This window comes from Arthrobacter sp. JZ12 (genome assembly GCF_035189165.1).
GTDB lineage: Bacteria > Actinomycetota > Actinomycetes > Actinomycetales > Micrococcaceae > Arthrobacter_D.
Genome location: NZ_CP045246.1, coordinates 802,498 through 820,602, shown reverse-complemented (window position 1 = coordinate 820,602; position 18,105 = coordinate 802,498). Strand labels below are relative to the sequence as shown.

16 protein-coding genes are annotated in these 18,105 nt (G+C 65.4%); 11 read left to right on the top strand and 5 right to left on the bottom strand.

The window, feature by feature from the left end:
* Positions 1-3 precede the first annotated feature (3 nt).
* Positions 4-1,620: a bifunctional phosphoribosylaminoimidazolecarboxamide formyltransferase/IMP cyclohydrolase gene (purH, locus tag GC088_RS03930; protein ID WP_323960690.1), complete on the bottom strand. Its 1,617-nt coding sequence runs from the start codon at positions 1,618-1,620 to the stop codon at positions 4-6.
* A gap of 141 nt (positions 1,621-1,761) precedes the next feature.
* Between purH and GC088_RS03925 the strand changes: the two genes are divergently transcribed.
* Together GC088_RS03925 and GC088_RS03920 are read left to right on the top strand one after the other, a co-directional pair.
* Positions 1,762-3,117, top strand: a complete 1,356-nt coding sequence (locus GC088_RS03925) for an MFS transporter (RefSeq protein WP_323960688.1) — start codon at positions 1,762-1,764, stop codon at positions 3,115-3,117.
* A 54-nt stretch (positions 3,118-3,171) separates the two neighbouring features.
* Positions 3,172-5,886 carry an alpha-amylase family glycosyl hydrolase gene (locus tag GC088_RS03920; RefSeq protein ID WP_323960687.1) on the top strand — a complete coding sequence of 905 codons (2,715 nt, stop codon included), beginning with the start codon at positions 3,172-3,174 and terminating at the stop codon, positions 5,884-5,886.
* A gap of 87 nt (positions 5,887-5,973) precedes the next feature.
* Here the strand turns inward: GC088_RS03920 and purN are convergent, their stop codons facing one another.
* A complete protein-coding gene (purN, locus tag GC088_RS03915; protein ID WP_323960685.1) occupies positions 5,974-6,555 on the bottom strand; it encodes a phosphoribosylglycinamide formyltransferase in 582 nt (193 codons plus the stop codon).
* Between the two features lie 37 nt (positions 6,556-6,592).
* Here purN and GC088_RS03910 point away from each other — a divergent pair, with 37 nt between their 5' ends.
* Both GC088_RS03910 and GC088_RS03905 read left to right on the top strand, forming a co-directional pair.
* The gene (locus GC088_RS03910) at positions 6,593-7,036 is read left to right on the top strand and encodes a hypothetical protein (RefSeq protein ID WP_323960684.1); all 444 of its coding nucleotides are present in this window, start codon (positions 6,593-6,595) and stop codon (positions 7,034-7,036) included.
* Between the two features lie 5 nt (positions 7,037-7,041).
* On the top strand, positions 7,042-7,479 hold the full coding sequence (locus GC088_RS03905; RefSeq protein ID WP_323960682.1) for an SRPBCC family protein: 438 nt from the start codon (positions 7,042-7,044) through the stop codon (positions 7,477-7,479).
* A 15-nt stretch (positions 7,480-7,494) separates the two neighbouring features.
* On the opposite strand, the gene GC088_RS03900 is transcribed toward GC088_RS03905, so the two are convergent.
* On the bottom strand, positions 7,495-8,793 hold the full coding sequence (locus GC088_RS03900) for a cell division protein PerM (protein ID WP_323960680.1): 1,299 nt from the start codon (positions 8,791-8,793) through the stop codon (positions 7,495-7,497).
* A 64-nt stretch (positions 8,794-8,857) separates the two neighbouring features.
* Entirely contained in the window at positions 8,858-9,610 is a 753-nt protein-coding gene (locus GC088_RS03895; protein ID WP_323960678.1) for a TSUP family transporter, read from the bottom strand.
* A gap of 40 nt (positions 9,611-9,650) precedes the next feature.
* Between GC088_RS03895 and GC088_RS03890 the strand changes: the two genes are divergently transcribed.
* From GC088_RS03890 to GC088_RS03860, 7 genes are all read left to right on the top strand, one after another.
* The gene (locus GC088_RS03890) at positions 9,651-10,280 is read left to right on the top strand and encodes a DUF1684 domain-containing protein (RefSeq protein ID WP_323960676.1); all 630 of its coding nucleotides are present in this window, start codon (positions 9,651-9,653) and stop codon (positions 10,278-10,280) included.
* 68 nt (positions 10,281-10,348) lie between these two features.
* The gene (locus GC088_RS03885; protein ID WP_323960674.1) at positions 10,349-11,530 is read left to right on the top strand and encodes a glycosyltransferase family 4 protein; all 1,182 of its coding nucleotides are present in this window, start codon (positions 10,349-10,351) and stop codon (positions 11,528-11,530) included.
* 64 nt (positions 11,531-11,594) lie between these two features.
* Positions 11,595-12,461: an MSMEG_6728 family protein gene (locus tag GC088_RS03880; RefSeq protein ID WP_323960672.1), complete on the top strand. Its 867-nt coding sequence runs from the start codon at positions 11,595-11,597 to the stop codon at positions 12,459-12,461.
* Positions 12,462-12,541: 80 nt separating this feature from the next.
* On the top strand, positions 12,542-13,246 hold the full coding sequence (locus GC088_RS03875) for a FadR/GntR family transcriptional regulator (RefSeq protein WP_323960670.1): 705 nt from the start codon (positions 12,542-12,544) through the stop codon (positions 13,244-13,246).
* A gap of 13 nt (positions 13,247-13,259) precedes the next feature.
* On the top strand, positions 13,260-14,312 hold the full coding sequence (locus tag GC088_RS03870; RefSeq protein ID WP_323960668.1) for an asparaginase: 1,053 nt from the start codon (positions 13,260-13,262) through the stop codon (positions 14,310-14,312).
* 121 nt (positions 14,313-14,433) lie between these two features.
* A complete protein-coding gene (locus tag GC088_RS03865; protein WP_323960666.1) occupies positions 14,434-15,867 on the top strand; it encodes an aspartate ammonia-lyase in 1,434 nt (477 codons plus the stop codon).
* Positions 15,868-15,903: 36 nt separating this feature from the next.
* The gene (locus GC088_RS03860; protein ID WP_323960664.1) at positions 15,904-17,397 is read left to right on the top strand and encodes an amino acid permease; all 1,494 of its coding nucleotides are present in this window, start codon (positions 15,904-15,906) and stop codon (positions 17,395-17,397) included.
* Between the two features lie 4 nt (positions 17,398-17,401).
* On the opposite strand, the gene GC088_RS03855 is transcribed toward GC088_RS03860, so the two are convergent.
* Complete coding sequence (locus GC088_RS03855; protein WP_323960662.1) at positions 17,402-18,094, bottom strand: PIG-L deacetylase family protein; 693 nt, start codon at positions 18,092-18,094, stop codon at positions 17,402-17,404.
* Between the last annotated feature and the right edge of the window lie 11 nt (positions 18,095-18,105).

The following is an 18,105-nucleotide window of genomic DNA, read 5'->3' as shown; positions in this document are numbered from 1 at the left end:
GGCTTAGTGGAAGAAGTGGCGCGCACCGGTGAAGTACATGGTGATGCCGGCGGCCTCGGCCGCATCGATCACTTCCTGGTCGCGCACGGATCCGCCGGGCTGGACGACGGCGCGAACGCCCGCGTCAATCAGGATCTGAAGTCCGTCAGCGAACGGGAAGAACGCGTCCGACGCCGCTACTGCGCCTCGTGCGCGCTCGCTGCCTTCGCCCGCGAGGGTGTTGGCGCGCTCCACCGCGAGCTTGCAGGAATCCAGCCGGTTCACCTGTCCCATTCCGACACCGACGGCGGCACCGTCGCGGGCGAGCAGGATCGCGTTGGACTTCGCCGCACGGCACGCCGTCCAGGCGAAAGCGAGGTCAGCGAGGGTCTCGGCGTCGGCAGCCTTCCCGGCGGCGAGCGTCCAGTTCTCAGGGTTGTCGCCCTCGGCGTTGACAGTGTCGGTAACCTGCACGAGGACTCCGCCGGAGACCTGACGGATCTCGGTCGGGTACCGGTCGTAGCCTTCCGGCAGGGACAGCAGACGGATGTTCTTCTTCTGGGACAGGATCTCCACTGCCTCGGGCTCGAAGCCCGGCGCGATGACCACTTCAGTGAAAATGTCCTTGACCGTCTGGGCCATGGCGGCGGTGACAGGCCGGTTGGCCGCGATGACGCCGCCGAAAGCGGATACGGGGTCGCAGGCGTGGGCCTTGGCGTGTGCGTCGGCGATCGGGTCCGCAGCCGACGCCGAACCGACGGCTACTCCACACGGGTTCGCGTGCTTGATGATTGCGACGGCGGGCTCGCTGAAGTCGTAGGCGGCGCGCAGCGCGGCGTCCGCGTCGACGAAGTTGTTGTAGCTCATTGCCTTGCCGTGCAGCTGATCCGCCTGGGCAATACCCATCGGGGCAGCCTTGTCCACATACAGGGCGGCCTGCTGATGGGGGTTCTCGCCGTAGCGCAGCACCTCGGAACGCTCCAGCGCCAGGCCGGCATAGGCCGGCCAATCCACCACTCCATCGCCATCCTCGTCCAGGAACTGCGACGCCGTCCACGTGGCCACTGCATTGTCATAGCTCGCCGTGTGCGCGAATGCGCGTGCCGCCAGCCGCTGACGGGTCTTGAGATCGAAACCGCCCTCCGCCGCGGCGCGCACAACGCTGCCGTAGAAGGACGGGTCAACCACGATGCTGACCGCGGCATGGTTCTTCGCAGCCGAGCGAACCATCGCCGGGCCGCCGATGTCGATCTGCTCGACGACGTCGTCGGCTGCGGCCCCTGACTTCACCGTCTCCACGAACGGGTACAGGTTCACGACCACGAGGTCGAACGCCTCGATGTCCATTTCGGCGAGCGTGTCCATGTGGGCCGGAACGCGGCGATCGGCGAGGATTCCGCCGTGAACGCGCGGGTGCAGTGTCTTGACCCTGCCGTCGAGCATCTCCGGTGAGCCTGTGACCTCCTCGACCTGCTGGACGGGCACTCCCGCCGCTGCGATGGTCTTCGCGGTGGACCCGGTCGACACGATCCGCACTCCCGCCGAGTGGAGACCCTGAGCGAGTTCCTCCAGGCCGGTCTTGTCATAGACCGAAATAAGTGCGCGGCGGATGGGAACTCGGTCAAGGTTGGTCAAGGTCACGCAGGTCTCCCGTGGAATAAGTGCTGAGGAATCGTCCCCAGTCTAAAACAGGTCCGGAAGGGTGTGTCCGGCGGTAAGGTTTTTGAATCATCGCAATCAGGCGAACCAGTGCCGAACGGCCCTGTCAGGACGGACGGAACAGTGAGTACCTCAACCAAACTTCCCACCGGTGACCAGGTGGTGCAGGAGCTGCCGTGGCGGTGGCGGGTGCAGGGCAAGATCTTCCTCATCGGTGGCCTGGGCTTCATGTTCGATGCCTGGGACGTCACCCTCAACGGTTACCTGATTCCCCTGCTCTCCGAGGAATGGAACCTGACGCCGGGGCAGGCCGCATGGGTGGGCACATCCAACCTCATCGGCATGGCCGTAGGCGCATTCGCGTGGGGTTCCATCGCGGACATCATCGGCCGCAAGAAGGCATTCACTGCGACCCTGCTGATCTTCTCGCTGTTCACTGTGTTCGGCGCATTCTCGGGCGACCTGGTCTGGTTCTGCATCTTCCGCTTCATCGCCGGCTTCGGCCTGGGCGGCTGCATTCCGGTGGACTACGCATTGGTCGGCGAATTCACGCCCCGTAAACACCGTGGCCGGGTACTGACGGCGATGGACGCCTGGTGGCCGATCGGCGCAGCCCTGTGCGGCGTGGTGTCCGCGATCCTCATCGCAGCCTTCGGGGACTGGCGCTACCTCATGCTCGTCATGGTCCTTCCGGCACTGCTGGTGTTCTGGGTTCGCCGTTCCGTTCCCGAGTCGCCGCTCTACCTGGTCCAGCGGGGGCGCACCAACGAAGCGAAGGCCGTCATCGACCACCTCATCGAGCGCACCGCCGGGACCGTCCGACGCTGGCGCCTGCCCTCATCGGCAGAAACTCCGCGCCTAACACTCGGTGGCCTGACCGGCCAGTTCGCGGCCCTCTGGCGATACAGCTGGCGGATCACCCTTGCCGCCTGGGGTCTGTTCCTGTCGATCCTGCTGGTTTACTACGGCGCCCTCACCTGGATGCCGCAGATCCTTATCGCGGCCGGCTACCGCCAGTCGGTTGCGTTCCTGACGACGGCGGGAATGACCGGAATCGGTTTCCTCGGCGTGGTTGCCGCTGCCCTGCTGGTCGAGCGGGTGGGCCGCAAGTGGATCCTTGCCGTCTCAGGCCCGGCGTCCGCCGTCGTACTGGTGGTTTTTGCCCTCAGTGTTGACGCTCCAGCGGCGGCCACGGCCTGGCTGTTGATCTTCGGTTTCACCATCCAGGTGGCCATTCCGGTGCTCTACACCTATGTCTCTGAGCTCTACCCGACCGAGCTGCGCGGCTCCGGATTCGGCTGGGCATCCACGATCTCCCGTGTTGGAGCAGGCCTGGTGCCGCTCATCTTCGGGTCCCTGCTGTGGCCCCTGCTGGGACTACCGCTCACCTTCGCTGCCACGGGTGCACTGGTCCTCATCGCGGTGCTGTGGATGGCGTTCAACGCCCCTGAGACCCGCGGGGTAGCGCTGAAGGTTTGACAGCGGGTGTGACCTGAGTCACTCTAAGTGGGCTTATTTCCCACCGGAGGTCTCATGCTGGTCCCCAACGCCGCTGCCATCACCCTTGTCACCCTACTCGCCGCCACAGGCTCAACCCTTCCCGCTCACGCCAAACCAACCACGACGGAGCATGCCGGGACAGCAGAAGCGCTGCAGTCCCTTCGCGCGCCCGTCACCGACGAGAACTTCTACTTCGTCATGGCGGACCGTTTCGAAAACGGCACGCAAGCCAACGACGACGGCGGGCTGGGCCCGCAGCCGGAGGTTTCCGGCTTCGACCCCACCCGCAAGGGCTTCTACAACGGAGGCGACCTCAAGGGCCTGCTCGACAAGCTCGACTACATCGAGGGCCTCGGCACCACCTCCATCTGGTTGACGCCGAGCTTCAAGAACAAGGCGGTTCAGCCGGAGGACAACTCAGCCGGCTACCACGGGTACTGGATCACCGACTTCACCCAGATTGATCCCCACCTCGGAACCAATGAAGAGCTGAAGGCGCTCATCGATGCCGCGCACGAGCGCGGCATGAAGGTCTACTTCGACATCATCACCAACCACACCGCCGACGTTATCGGCTACGAGGAGGGTGCACGGATGCCGTACGTCTCCAAGGATGAGGAGCCGTACCGGACCGCTGAGGGCGTTCCGTTCGATGATCGCGATGTTGCGGGCAGCGATGCCTTCCCCGAACTGGATGCGGCCCGCTCCTTCCCCTACACGCCCGTGCTCGAAGCCGGCGAGGAGGACCTCAAGGTGCCGGGCTGGCTGAACGACCCGCGGCTTTACCACAACCGCGGCGACACAACCTTCGCAGGCGAAGACGCGTACTACGGGGACTTCTTCGGCCTCGACGACCTCTTCACCGAGCACCCCGTCGTGGTGGACGGGATGAAGGAGATTTACCAGACGTGGATCGCCGACTTCGGCGTGGACGGGTTCCGTATCGACACCATGAAGCACGTGAACGACGAGTTCTGGCAGGAATTCGGCCCGGACGTTCTGCAGTTCGCCCGCGAGCAGGGCAAGGACGAGTTCTTCATGTTCGGCGAAGTCTTCGACACCAACAAAGACTTCACTTCGCAGTACACCACCCGCAACTCCATGCAGGCCGTCCTCGACTTTCCCTTCCAGGAAGCCGCGCGCGGATTCGCCTCCCGAAGCGCCGATGCCGGACAACTGCAGGACTTTTTCCTGGGCGACGACTGGTACACCGACGCCGACTCCAACGCGTACAGCCTGCCCACCTTCCTCGGCAATCACGACATGGGCCGTATCGGAGGCTTCATCACTGCGGACAATCCCGGTGCGGGCGAGGACGAACTCCTCGCGCGCGACCAGCTGGCCCACGAGTTGATGTACTTCTCCCGGGGCAACCCGGTGGTCTACTACGGCGACGAGCAGGGCTTCACCGGCCCGGGCGGTGATCAGGACGCACGCCAGACCCTCTTCGCCAGCCAGGTTCCCGACTACCTCGACGATGATCTCCTGGGCACCGAAGCAACGCACGCCCAGGACAACTTCAACCCGGACCACCCGCTGTACCGAACAATCGGCTCCCTCGCCGAGATCACGGCGAAGCACCCCGCGCTGCGCAACGGAGCTCACCAGCACCGGTACGCCGCCGACGGCGCCGGCATCTACGCCTTCTCCCGCATCGATACTGAGCGCCAGCGGGAGTACGTCGTGGCGCTGAACAACAGCGAGGCTGCGCAGACGGCGGAAATTCCGACCTACATACCCTCCAGGACCTTCAAGTCCATATACGGAAAAGGCCAGGACCGGGTGAAGTCCGCCGCCGATGGGACCGTCACAGTGACGGTGCCGCCGCTGTCCGCCGTCGTCTTCGAGGGTGCAGGCCGGATCCCGGCCTCGAAAGCTGCCCCGGCAGTCGCTCTCTCTACACCGCAGCCGGCCGACGGCGACAACGGGCGCATGCTGGTCGAGGCAAACGTCACCGGTTCCTCCTTCTATCAGGTGTCCTTCGAGGCGCGCACCGCAGGCGGCGAGTGGGAGCCCATCGGCACGGACGACAACGCTCCCTACCGGGTGTTCCACGATGTCGCCGCGCTCGACCCGGGAACGCCGCTCGAATACCGGGCGGTGGTTCTCGACAACAGGGGTAACACGGCTGGCAGCGAGGTTGTCGAAGCGTCGGCACCAAAACCGCTCATCATGCTGCAGGCGCCGGAAGAGAACGCGAGGGTCCGGGATTCTGTGGAGCTCGTCGCGGTTGCTGATCCCGAGAAGGCCTCGAACTTGGTGTCCTTCGAACGAAGCGTGGACGGCGGCGCCTGGGAAGCCATCGGCTCGGATGATTCGTCCCCGGCCTACACCGTGACCGATGACATCAGCGGGCTCCCGGACGACACCGTCCTGCAGTACCGCGCGCTACTCGGGGAGTCAGTGTCGAACGTGAGGACCGTCAGCGTCGGGAATCCGGAAGTCATTCAGCCAGGCGCGGTTTCCGTACCGGGTGCCTTCAACTCCGAGATTGGATGTGCAGCCGGTGACTGGCAGCCGGCCTGTGACCAGGCGCAGCTGAGCCTCGGTGAGGACGGCCTGTGGCGGCTCACTATGGATATTCCAGCCGGCACCTACGAGTACAAAGTCGCTATCAACCGCTCGTGGGATGAGAACTACGGCGTCGACGGCGTCCGGAATGGCGGGAACATCTCCCTCCAGCACGACGACGGCGGGCAGGTCACCTTTGTCTATGACCACCGCACGCACGTGGTCACCACAGAATAGGCGCGGCCTATTAGGCCAAGCCGGGTAGGCCAACCGGCATAGCACCGGGCGGGCGCTTACGGCAAGGTTCCAACCGGAATCCTGTTGTCAGCGCCCGCTCGATGCTTTCTGGGTCGCGAGGTCACGGAGCGTTTCGATGAGCAGGGCGCGTTCCTGAACCTTGATGCGCTCGTGAAGGGTTTCCTCGGTGTCACCGTCCAGAACAGGTACGGCTGTCTGCGCCAGGATGGGGCCGGTGTCGATGCCGGCGTCAGCGATCATGACCGTGCAGCCGGTGACCTTAACTCCGTAGGCCAGGGCGTCACGCACACCGTGCGCACCCGGGAAGCTCGGCAACAGGGCAGGATGCGTATTGAGGTAGCGGTTGGGGAACCGGTCGAGGAACTGCTGGTTGACGATGCGCATGAAACCGGAGGAGATCACGTAGTCAGGATCGAAGGCCGCGGTCCGTTCAGTCAGGTCGGCGTTCCAGTCAGCCCTTGAGCTGTACTGCTTGAAGTCGACCACGAAGGTGGGTATCCCGGCCGCCGCTGCCCGCTCAACCCCGTAGGTGCCCGGCCTGTCCGCTCCCACGGCGGCAATCTCCACCGGCAGGTCACCGGCCTGAACGGCGTCGATAACTGCCTGAAGATTGGAGCCGGTACCGGACACAAGGACAACAATGCGCATTGTCCAAGGGTACTGGTGGAGGCCATAGGCTTAACTCATGAACGATCCAGCCCCTGCTCCATCGCGCCCGAAGCCTGCGCCGACTGCGCAGGAAGTCGCGTCCACGCGAACCCTGCTGCGGGTGTTCATGCTCCTGCTTCTCGGCACGCTGCTGGGCAGCAGCTTCCCCTTGCCGTGGAAGCTGCTGAGTCTGGCTTTCGGTATCGCCACGTTGACGGTCGGTCTGATCGCACTGGTGAATCTCGTGCGGCACAGGGCGCCGGTGTTCCTAAGGATGGCCACCACCACGGCGCTGGTTGCGGCTCTCCTGCTGGTTCTCGGTACGGGCGCCGCCGTCCTGCTCTGGCCGATCACTGAACGCTACGAGGACTGCATGGCCCGGGCCCTTACCTCCCAGGCCGAACGCCAGTGCGAGGAGGATCTGCGGGACCTCGGCGGCCTGCTGGAACCCCGCTCACTTTCGGATTCCACCGGGCAGTAGGGCACATGGTCGACGTCGTAACCAAGGCGGTCATCGAACGGCCCCGTGCGGAGGTTGCCGCCTATGCAGCAGACCCCGCCAACGCACCCGAGTGGTACGTGAATATCGACTCGGCCCAGTGGCAGTCCGAGCCAATCCTCCGCGAGGGTTCGCGGATTGCATTCTCGGCGAAGTTCCTTGGGCGCGCCCTCTCCTACGTCTATGAGGTTGTGGACTTCGTGCCGCTCGAGCGGCTGGTCATGCGCACGGCTGAAGGACCGTTTCCGATGCAGACCACCTACAACTGGGAGGATTCCGGTCCCGCTGCCACGCTGATGGTTCTGCGCAACAACGGCGAACCCAGAGGGTTTTCCCGCCTGATGGCTCCGCTGGTGGGACGGTCAATGGGCAAAGCCAACACTGCCGATCTACGGAACCTGAAGAAGCTTCTCGAGTCGCGCTGACTGTCGCCGGCCCGACTACCCCCGGCGGGGCTCGCGCTCCAGCAGCGGTCCCGCTGCATAGCCAACGACGACGCCGACAGCCACTTCCACTGCTATCCAGACGCCCGTCCACAGCGGGTCAGGCCCGAGGTCCACGAACCGTCCCACAGACAGCGTCGCCCGCGAGATCACAGCGAGCAGGAACGCCGCCAGTCCCGCCAGGGCGCCGACGAAGAGTCCGAGGATCAGCGTGGACGCTGCCGCGGTGAACCAGCGGGCTTCGACCTTCAGTTGCAGCCACTCATCGAGGTGGTTCTCGCCTTCCCGGAAGAACCACCAGCCGGCGAGTAGGCCGGCAGCCACCGGCAATGCCAGTGCGGCCATCCCGAATTCAAGTGTTCCTGAGGGCACAGCGCCGAGGATCGGCAGGGCCGGAAGCGGCCCTGCCGTGGTCGCCAACGGCGAGATGGAGCTGCCGGCGCCGAGGGCGAAGCCGGCCCCCGAGGACCACGCCAAGGTCCAGACAACAAGGTTGGGCAGGAACCCGAGCTGGCCGAGGGTCACTACGGCGCTGCCAACGATTCCGGCGTCGAGCCGCTCATAGATGGTGGCGATGGCGGCCCAGTGTATGGCGAGCGTGACCGCCAGGAGAAGCGCGGAAAGCCCGAGGGCAGCGATGACGGCGAGGAACGCCGCGCGGATGGCAGACCAGACGTACGATCCGGCCCACCTGGAATGCTGGCTGGTTGCGGCGATCCAGTCGGCCAGGTCGACGCCGATCAACCTTCCCCAGGAGCCTGCCTCGCGGTACGCACCGATCACCATGCCGAATCCCGCCGCGATGAGCGGCACGGACGCACCGGCCGCCAACGAGGCCGAGGTTGCGCCGTCGTCGGCCAGGTGGGCAGCCCCGACACCGACGGCCGTGTACACGGCGAAGGCTCCCAGGAACGCCTGCCACAGCTGGTCAGTGTAGGACGCGCGCGCGAGCCTTCGGCCGGCACGCCAGGCCAGAAGAAACGGAATCAGCGCAAGCGCCAACGGTACCGCCCAGAGCATCCCGGAATCGCCGTCGGCACGGTGGATCTGGAGCGGCACACCATGCATGACCAGCCAGGCCTGCGCCCCAAGCTGCGCGACTGCCGGCGCGTCCCGTCCGGCGATGCCGCCTGTAAGCCACACCGCGGCCACCGGCGCAAGGGCGATCAGGGCGGAGATGAGCGCAGCCTGCCCCAGTTCGAAGGCGCCCTGCAGCCATAGCGGCATGGGCAAAGCTCGGGGCTTGACGGCGAGTTTCATCTCTTCCATGGTGCCACCGGTGGGGCGAGCAGCCATTCAACGACTCGGGCGAGGTGCCTCACGCGGAAGGCAGGCGGGCACGCGGCGGCCTGCACCGAGTTCAGCCGAGCAGGTCCATGAGGCCCTTGGTGAACGCCGTCGCCGCACCTAGGAATGCGATCACGATCACCGCAAACCGTGCGTGCCGATCATGGATGTAGCGGGAAAGCTGCTCCCCCGCGAGGATGCCCAACACGATGGTGATGGGTATGACCACCCACATCCAGGTAGCGAGGGGCGGTACCTGCCCGGGGTCGATCAGCAGCTTGACCAGCACAGCCGCAGCTCCGGTCGATGCGAAGAACGGCTGCAGTGTGGCCGCGAACGGACGTTGCGGCCACCGCGAAAGCAACGCGTAGGCGCTCACCGCAGGCCCGCCGACGCCGGCCATGGCGTTGGTCAGGCCAGCAGACACGCCCGCAATGGCCTTTGCCCGGTTACCCGTCACGACCACCGATGTCCGCTGCATGACCAGCGATGCCGTCAGGGCCACAAGCACGACGGCGCCCACCGTCACCGCGAGCGGCGCGCTGGGCAGGTTGACGGCAGCGAATGACCCCGAGACCGTGCCGATGAAAGCCGGCAGCGTGAGCCAGCGGAACATGCTCCAGTCAATGTCCTTCCACACGCGGGGAACGATCAGGGTGGAGGACACCACGCCGCAGATGTTGATGAGCAATACGCCTTCGTGCGGACCGAGGATCAACACCAGGAAGGGCGAAACGAGCAGCGCAAATCCCAGCCCGGCGATCCTCTGGGCAACGGCTCCCACCAGAATGAGCCCCAGAACCAGGATGAAAAGCGCAATTGTCACCCTAGGTACAGTACGCCCAGGCAACAGTTAGTCTGGCTTTATGTCGCATGCCGCTGCTGTCCTGGCCACTGCCGATTGGCGCCGCCGCGTTTTCGCCCTGTACCAGGAAGTCCGATCCGCTGCAGCTACCGGCTCGCCCGCCCTCGCGCACGCCCACTGGCGCACCGAACGCGACCGGCTGTTTGCGCATCATCCGGCGTCCCCGCTTCCCGCCCACGTACGTTCATCCTTCACCAGCCTGGCCGTCGCCGCCTACAACCCCGATTTCCGCTTCGAAGCCGTGATCGACGACGACGGCGCCGGCCAGCTCATGGAGGTTCGTACCGGAACCGACGGCATAGTGCCGTTCGAGCGGCTCGGCACGGTAACTCTCGACGGCGTGGGCCGGCTGGCGTTGTGGCGCCTCCGGTCCTATGGCGGCGGCCTGTTCCTCCCCCTGCGCGATGGCTCATCCGGTGCTTCGGGCGGAAGCTACGGCGGCGGACGGTACGTGCTGGACACGATCAAGGGTGCGCACCTCGGGGAACGGGACGGGCGCCTGATCATCGACCTCAACTTCGCATACAACCCCTCCTGCGCCTACGACGAGGCCTGGGCCTGCCCCCTCCCCGGGCCGGATAACCGGGTGGACGTGTCCATACCGGTGGGCGAGCTGTACACCCCTTCCTGACCCAGAGTTAACCGACGGTCCACCTCCTGCACGCCGGGTGCACAGACGGCGCTGGAAGTATCGGAAGGGTGAGAGTTGCCGTGGTTGCAGAATCCTTCCTTCCGCACATGAACGGGGTAACGCACTCCCTGCTGAAGGTGCTGGCTCACCTCAGGCGAAGGGGGGATGACGCGCTGGTCATTGCGCCGGCGTCGTCCTGGTTGGACAAGTCGCCCTGGCTGGACAGCCAGGCCCCCGGAACCGTTGAAGGCTTCCCGGTAATCACCCTGCCTTCGGTGCCGCTCACCGGGTACTCCAATGTGCGGCTCGCCGCCGGAACGGTGGCGCGGGTCCGGCGCATCCTTGTCGACTTCTCCCCCGACGTTGTTCATGTCGCCTCACCGTTCGTCCTGGGCTGGCGGGCCGTCCAGGCAGCCGGGCAGCTCGGAATTCCCACGGTGTCGGTCTACCAGACGGAGATTCCGGCATATGCCGCACGTTATGGGGTGCCATGGCTTGAGAACGTGCTGTGGCAGCGGGTGGAGAACATCCACCGGGCGTCGACGCTGACGCTGGCGCCGTCGTCGTTCGCCCTTAACCAGCTGGAATCCCATGACCTGCCGCGGCTGAGGCTGTGGCGGCGGGGAGTGGATACCCGCCGCTTCACACCGGCCAAGCGCGACGGGCAGTGGCGCCGCTCCATTGCGCCCCTCGGCTCGAAGATCATCGGCTACGTGGGCCGGCTCGCTGCTGAAAAGCAGGTGGAGGACCTTGCAGGCCTCGATGCCATTCCCGGAACTCGGCTTGTCATCGTCGGCTCGGGACCGGAGAAGGACTCGCTGAAGCAGAAGCTGCCCGGTGCGTACTTCGCGGGATTCCAGTCCGGTGACGAACTGGCGCGGATGATGGCCTCCTTCGACATCTTCGTCCATCCAGGTGAATCGGAGACGTTCTGCCAGACCATTCAGGAAGCCATGGCGTCCGGCGTGCCCGTGGTTGCGGTTGGCCGCGGTGGTCCGCTGGACCTGGTTGACTCATCACGCACCGGCTGGGTCTACCCTCCGGGCGAGCTTGACCAGCTGCACGCCGCTGTCATGGACCTGCTCGGAGACGATACGAAGCGCCGGGCATTCGGCCGCGCCGCGTACAACGCCGTGCAGGGCCGTACCTGGCCGGTGTTGTGCGAGCAGCTGGTGTCCTACTACAGCGAGGCGATTGAGCTCCATCGTCGCCTCCCCGACCGGCGCCGGACGTCCTACGCCGCACGGTAGGGAACAACACCGGCGATTACCAAGCAGGCTTAGCATTCGGCCTTCTGTGTGACACACTGGCGAAATGCAGACCTTCCTGCCGTACCCGGATTTCGAAGCCAGCGCTGCCGTCCTCGACCAGGCCAGGCTCGGCAAACAGCGGGTGGAGACACTGCAGATCCTGCGTGCGCTGGTGCTCCCCGACTACGGCTGGCGCAGCCATCCGGTCACGCGCATGTGGATGGGGTACGTTCCCGCACTCACGGTGTACGGCCTGGCGATGGTCCGGGAGTGGGTTTCCCGGGGCCACGCGGACAGCACCGCGCCACTGATCAGTGAGTTCGCGCCGGATACAGCGGCTGCCTATCTGGCCGGCAGCGGGCCCGAACCGGCGATGCCCCCGTGGCTAGGCAACGCGGAGGTGCACGTCAGCCACCAGTCCAACCTGATCCAGAAGGCGCCGGAGTTCTACCGCGACCGCTTTCCCGGGACACCGGATGACCTGCCCTACAACTGGCCTGAACCCGAGGAGGAACTGATCCCGGTCGAACCGCTCGGCGAGCGCCTCTGGATCTGGCATGGCCCGCTGGACACTGACCACGGCGATGCCCTGCAGCTTCCCGCCCATCCGCCGGCCGGCAGGGCGGTACCGAAATGGACGCGCCAGTACACCGCTTTCACTGAGCTGGCGCGCGAGGGCGACCCCGCCGGCGTCGTTGTCGAAGGGGGTGCCCGCCTGCAGGTGGGCACACTTGGTCCGCTGGCGCTTGATCCCGTGGAGCCGGAGAACGACGACGACGACGCCGCGCCCCCGCCGACCGCGCGGCGCCCGATTGCCCTGTCCGGCTGGCTGCGAAGGACCGACTTCGAGTACCCGGCGCTCTTGCAGGACCCGCGCCGGTTCTATGCGGTGGAACTTCCTGGGACTCTCGCCCAGGCATCCGGACGGTGACGTACAAAGTGCTTCTCCAACCTGCTCTGACGTAGCAAGGCCGGTTTGACAGCTCTTGTGACGGATGCCATATTGCTACTGTGAACCTGTCAGACAGCCAGACAGCAGGACAACCTTCCCGTCCGCTTGCTCGCTTAGGTGCCGCAGAGGCTCTCTTCAATGAGCTCCGGTCCGAGATCGAGTCGGGTCGGCTCCCCGTCGGTACCAAGCTCAGTTCGGAAGCGGCTCTTGCCCAGGAATACGGCGTAAGCCGGTCCGTGGTTCGTGAGGCCCTTCGCTCCTGCACCGCACTGGGACTGACAGTCACCAAGACGGGCAAGGGCACGTTCGTGGTCGCCGACGCTGTGGCCAACGACCTCACTCTGGGCGGATACTCGGCGCGCGATCTCACCGAGGCGCGCCCGCACATCGAGGTTCCAGCGGCCAGTCTCGCCGCAGTGCGGCGCACCGCTGAAGAACTGGATATGCTACGCGGCCTCGTCGAGGAAATGGCAGCGGAAACGGACCCGGAATCCTGGGTTGCGCTGGATTCCAGCTTCCACGAAACCATCGCCCGGGCCAGCGGCAACAAGGTCTTTGCATCTGTGGTGGCGGAGATCCGCGGCGCACTCGCCCACCAGTCCGAGACGCTCAACATGATGGCTGATCGCCGGCATGCCTCCGATCTCGAGCACCAGCGAATCCTCGCAGCTCTGGAGGCCGGCTCGGCCGACGACGCCAGGACCGCCATGGAAGCACACCTCCAGGCCGTCGGCGCCGCACTCGATTCAATTCTCCGCAAGTAGCTTCAAGGACGTTATGCCAACCCCTGTCACTTCCGCTGCCTTCCGCCCTGCACCTTATCTTCCGCAGGACCTGCCGCAGCACACTGTCCTCGTCGTTGCCAGCCGTGACGGCTTGGCCGAAAGCGCCCACTACGGGTCGGCCATCGCCACGGCACCGGACGGCTCGACCCTGGCCGCAGCCGGTAGCCCGCTGGCGCCCTTCTACCCGCGCTCGTCGCTCAAGCCGCTCCAGGCTGTTGCCCTGGTACGGGCGGGGCTGCAACTTCCTGCACGCCTGCTCGCGCTGACGGCCTCCAGCCACTCCGGTGCCGCCCAGCACCGCGACGGTGCGCTGGAAATCCTCGAAATGCACGGGCTCACCCCGGATGACCTGGAGAACAGCGCGGATCTCCCGTACGGCCAAGCGGAGCGGGAGGACTGGCTGCGCGCGGGTGGCTCGCCGACCCAGCTGGCGCAGAACTGCTCGGGTAAGCACGCCTCGATGGTTGCCACCTGCAGGATCAACGGGTGGCCGGTGAAGGGCTACCTGGACCCTGCCCACCCACTGCAACAGCTTGTCGCGCGCACGGTCATCGACCTGACCGGCGAGGAGCCCTTCGGGCTGAGTACCGACGGCTGCGGCACTCCCCTCTTCTCCCTCACCCTCCGCGGCATGGCTTCCGCCTTCGGGCGGATCGCCTCTGCAGCAAGCTCTGCCAAGGGCGGGGGTGCAAACGACGGCGCGGTCGCTCCGTTGAGTGCGGAAGCCGCCGTCGGGCTGGCAATGCAGCAACACCCCGACATGGTCGCCGGGGAGCGGCGGGACGTCACCGAACTCATGCGCCGGCTTCCGGGAGCCGTGGCCAAGGACGGCTTCGAGGGTGTGCAGTTGGTAGGTCTACCGGACGGACGCGCCGTGGCCGTCAAGATTTCCGACGGCGGTGACCGGGCGCGCATGCCGGCCACTGTGAGGGTCCTCGAGAGCCTTGGCCTGGACCCTGCCCCGTCGTCTGATCTCGGTGTCCTGCCCGTGTTTGGCGGCGGCCGTCCGGTTGGCGTGCTGCAGGCAACAGACTTCCTGTCCTAAGAACCGCGCTATTTCGTATGTTCCCGCTGATTCCCAGGTATTCCTGCGTGCTGCCCTGTGCAGCCTTTTCCGATCCGCTCTAACCGTCCTAACCCGTCAACGAAGCCATGGAAGGACTTTCATGACCACCACCACCACCACCGACGTACCCGCCGCTGCGGCGGGTACGCGCTCCGAACATGACCTGCTCGGAGACCGCGACGTCCCCGCCGAAGCATATTGGGGCGTGCATACGCTCCGGGCGGTAGAAAACTTCCCCATCACCGGTCAGCCTCTTGCCACTAACGCTTATCTGGTCCGGGGTCTGGCAGCCGTGAAGCAGGCGGCCGCGCGAACCAACCGCGAGCTTCAGCTTCTCGACCCGGAGCGGGCGGCCGCCATCGATCAGGCCTGCCAGGACGTCATGGACGGACTGCTCCACGACCAGTTCGTCGTCGACGTTGTCCAGGGCGGCGCCGGGACCTCCTCGAATATGAACGCCAACGAGGTCATCGCCAACCGGGCACTGGAAATCCTCGGTCATCCCAAGGGCGATTACTCCCGCCTCCACCCGAACGATCACGTCAACCTCTCCCAGTCGACCAACGACGTGTACCCCACCGCCGTGAAGCTGGCGACGATCTTCGGGATCAAACAGCTCCTTGCAGCACTCGAGGAGCTTGAACAGGCGTGCGCCGGGAAGGCCGGCGAATTCCGCACCGTCGTGAAGATGGGCCGGACGCAGCTTCAGGACGCCGTGCCGATGACGCTGGGGCAGGAATTCGGCACCTATGCGGTGACTATCGGAGAAGACCGGCTTCGCCTGGCCGAGGCCGAAGTGCTGATCCACGAGATCAACCTTGGCGCCACGGCCATCGGGACCGGGCTCAACGCACCGGCGGGCTACGCCGAGGCTGCTTGCCGGCATTTGGCAGAGATCACCGGCCTGCCGCTGGTCACCGCGGTCGACCTCATCGAGGCCACGCAGGACGTCGGTGCCTTCGTCCACCTCTCGGGCGTGCTGAAGCGGGTAGCAGTCAAGCTCTCCAAGATCTGCAACGACCTCCGGCTGCTCTCCTCCGGTCCCCGAGCCGGGATCGGCGAGATCAACCTGCCCGCCGTGCAGTCCGGATCCTCCATCATGCCCGGCAAGATCAACCCCGTAATCCCCGAAGTGGTCAGCCAGGTGGCCTACGAAGTCATCGGCAACGACGTGACCATCACTCTTGCTGCCGAGGCGGGACAGCTGCAGCTGAACGCGTTCGAGCCGATCATCGTCCACAGCCTCCACAAGAGCATCTCCCATCTTGAAGCTGCCTGCCGGACGCTCACGTCCCGCTGCATCAAAGGCATCACGGCGAACACGGAACACCTCCGGCAAACAGTGGAGCAATCGATCGGCCTGGTCACCGCCCTGAATCCCTACCTTGGGTACGCAGCCGCCACCGCCATAGCCCAGGAAGCCCTGGCCACCGGAAGGGGTGTTGCAGAACTTGTCCTGCAGCATGGCCTCCTGACCCAGTCACAGCTGCAGGATCTCCTCAGCCCCGAGCGCCTGGCGAACCTCACCAAGTAGCAACTACCTTCCAGTCCCTACCCCACTAGGACTCCCATGAAAAAGCTCCCCCTCGACGCCCAACCGGCAGCGCCGATCACCGACCACACCATTCCAGCCCACGCCCACGCCTCGGAAGCCACGCTTCATCGGGAAGACGAGGGCTACCACAAGGGCCTCAAGGCACGCCAGATTCAGATGATCGCCATCGGCGGTGCAATCGGTACGGGCCTCTTCATGGGCGCCGGCGGCCGATTGGCCGGAGCGGGCCCTGCCCTGATCCTCAGCTACGCGGTCTGCGGATTCTTTGCCTTCATGATCCTCCGCGCCCTGGGTGAACTGGTCATGCACCGCCCCTCCTCGGGCTCGTTTGTCTCCTACGCCCGCGAGTTCTTCGGGGAGAAGGCGGCATTCGTCACCGGCTGGCTCTACTGGCTCAACTGGGCGATGACAGCGGTCGTGGACATCACCGCCGTCGCGCTTTACATGAACTTCTTCAGGAAGTACTGGGCTCCCATCGCCGATGTTCCGCAATGGGTGTGGGCACTCGCGGCGCTGGTTCTGGTGCTGGGCCTCAACCTGATCTCCGTGAAAGTGTTCGGTGAACTCGAATTCTGGTTTGCGCTGATCAAGGTCGTTGCGCTGCTGACCTTCCTCGTGGTCGGCGTCTACTTCGTCATCTTCGGCACCCCTGTCGCCGGACAGGATGTTGGATTCAGCCTCATCGCCGACAATGGCGGACTATTCCCCAACGGGCTGTTGCCCGCCGTCGTCGTCATGCAGGGAGTGGTGTTCGCGTACGCATCCATCGAACTGATCGGTACCGCCGCCGGCGAGACCGAGAACCCCGAGAAGGTCATGCCCAAGGCGGTCAACACCGTAATCCTTCGCATCGCCGTCTTCTACATCGGTTCGCTGGTGCTGCTGTCCCTGCTGCTCCCCTACACCGCCTACAAGGCCGGTGAGAGTCCGTTCGTCACCTTCTTCGGTTCCATCGGCGTCGGCGGCGTGGACGCGATCATGAACCTGGTGGTCCTGACCGCCGCCCTTTCCTCGCTGAACGCAGGGCTCTACTCCACCGGCCGCATCATGCGTTCGATGGCGGTCACCGGTTCGGCACCCAAGTTCGCCGGGCGGATGAACAGGGCAGGAGTCCCCTACGGCGGCATCGCGCTGACGGCCGTTGTCGCGTGCCTCGGGGTGGCACTGAACGCGATCGTCCCAGCGGATGCGTTCGAGATCGTCCTGAATATCGCATCGCTGGGCATCATCAGTACGTGGGGCATGATCGTGCTCTGCCAGATGCAACTGGTTCGGCTTTCCCGCCGCGGTGAGGTGCTGCGGCCCTCATTCCGCATGCCCGGTTCTCCGGTGACAGGTTGGCTCACGCTCGCGTTCCTTGCTGCCGTGCTGGTGCTGATGGCGTTCGACAGCCCGGTGGGTACGTGGACGATTGCGTCGCTGCTGATCGTGATTCCGGCGCTGATGCTTGGCTGGCGACTGTGCCGCGGAAGGATCCTCGAGCTCGCGGCGGAACGGAACGGGTCCTGACTGCCTAGAGCCCGAAAACCTCGAATCCGACGCCGGTGCTTCCGTGCAGGGCGGTGGCCCACCGCACCTGCTCGGTCGCCTGCTCTTCCACGGGCCTGGAGTTCAGCGCCCGCAGATAGCGTTTGTGCGCTGCGAGCGACTGGATCGCCTTCTGCACGCTTTCCTCACTCACCGGCATCAGGTGCGTGGGTTTCAGGGTCAGGATCGCGGTCCAGTCGACGCGGTGCGGCGGACCGGCCAGGTCGGGAAAGATCCATTCGTTGGCCGCGTCCGCCACAGCATTCAGCACCGAACGGCCCAAGGCGCGGTGGTCCTCGGAGTTCCAGGTGCCCGACCCCCAGGAGTCGCTATGGTTCAGGGTTACGACGCCGTCGGGCCGGTGCCGGCGGATAACCTCGGCGAGGTCGCGGCGCAGCTGGAGTGACTCGACAATGCGGCCGTCCGGGTAGTCGAGAAATTCGAGGACTTCAACTCCCACACGGTCGCATGCGCTGCGCTGCTCCTGCTCACGCAACGGGCCGCTCTCCTGCGGTGGCAACCCGGCGATGCCGGCCTCTCCGCGAGTGGCCAGCACGTATCTGACCTCCTTGCCCTGTGCCACCCATTCAGCGACGGCGGCGGAAGTGCCGTATTCGGCGTCGTCGGGATGTGCCATCAGTACCAGGGCACGCTGCCAGTCCAGGGGAAAGGCTTCCATACTGCTCGATT

Coding starts and splice junctions, on each gene's coding strand:
- GC088_RS03900 (WP_323960680.1), bottom strand. CDS start 8,793: ATGGCTGCTCGCCCCACCGGTGGCACCATGGAAGAGATGAAACTCGCC.
- GC088_RS03890 (WP_323960676.1), top strand. CDS start 9,651: ATGTCGCATGCCGCTGCTGTCCTGGCCACTGCCGATTGGCGCCGCCGC.
- GC088_RS03865 (WP_323960666.1), top strand. CDS start 14,434: ATGACCACCACCACCACCACCGACGTACCCGCCGCTGCGGCGGGTACG.
- GC088_RS03860 (WP_323960664.1), top strand. CDS start 15,904: ATGAAAAAGCTCCCCCTCGACGCCCAACCGGCAGCGCCGATCACCGAC.
- GC088_RS03910 (WP_323960684.1), top strand. CDS start 6,593: ATGAACGATCCAGCCCCTGCTCCATCGCGCCCGAAGCCTGCGCCGACT.
- GC088_RS03870 (WP_323960668.1), top strand. CDS start 13,260: ATGCCAACCCCTGTCACTTCCGCTGCCTTCCGCCCTGCACCTTATCTT.
- GC088_RS03855 (WP_323960662.1), bottom strand. CDS start 18,094: ATGGAAGCCTTTCCCCTGGACTGGCAGCGTGCCCTGGTACTGATGGCA.
- GC088_RS03905 (WP_323960682.1), top strand. CDS start 7,042: ATGGTCGACGTCGTAACCAAGGCGGTCATCGAACGGCCCCGTGCGGAG.
- purN (WP_323960685.1), bottom strand. CDS start 6,555: ATGCGCATTGTTGTCCTTGTGTCCGGTACCGGCTCCAATCTTCAGGCA.
- GC088_RS03880 (WP_323960672.1), top strand. CDS start 11,595: ATGCAGACCTTCCTGCCGTACCCGGATTTCGAAGCCAGCGCTGCCGTC.
- GC088_RS03920 (WP_323960687.1), top strand. CDS start 3,172: ATGCTGGTCCCCAACGCCGCTGCCATCACCCTTGTCACCCTACTCGCC.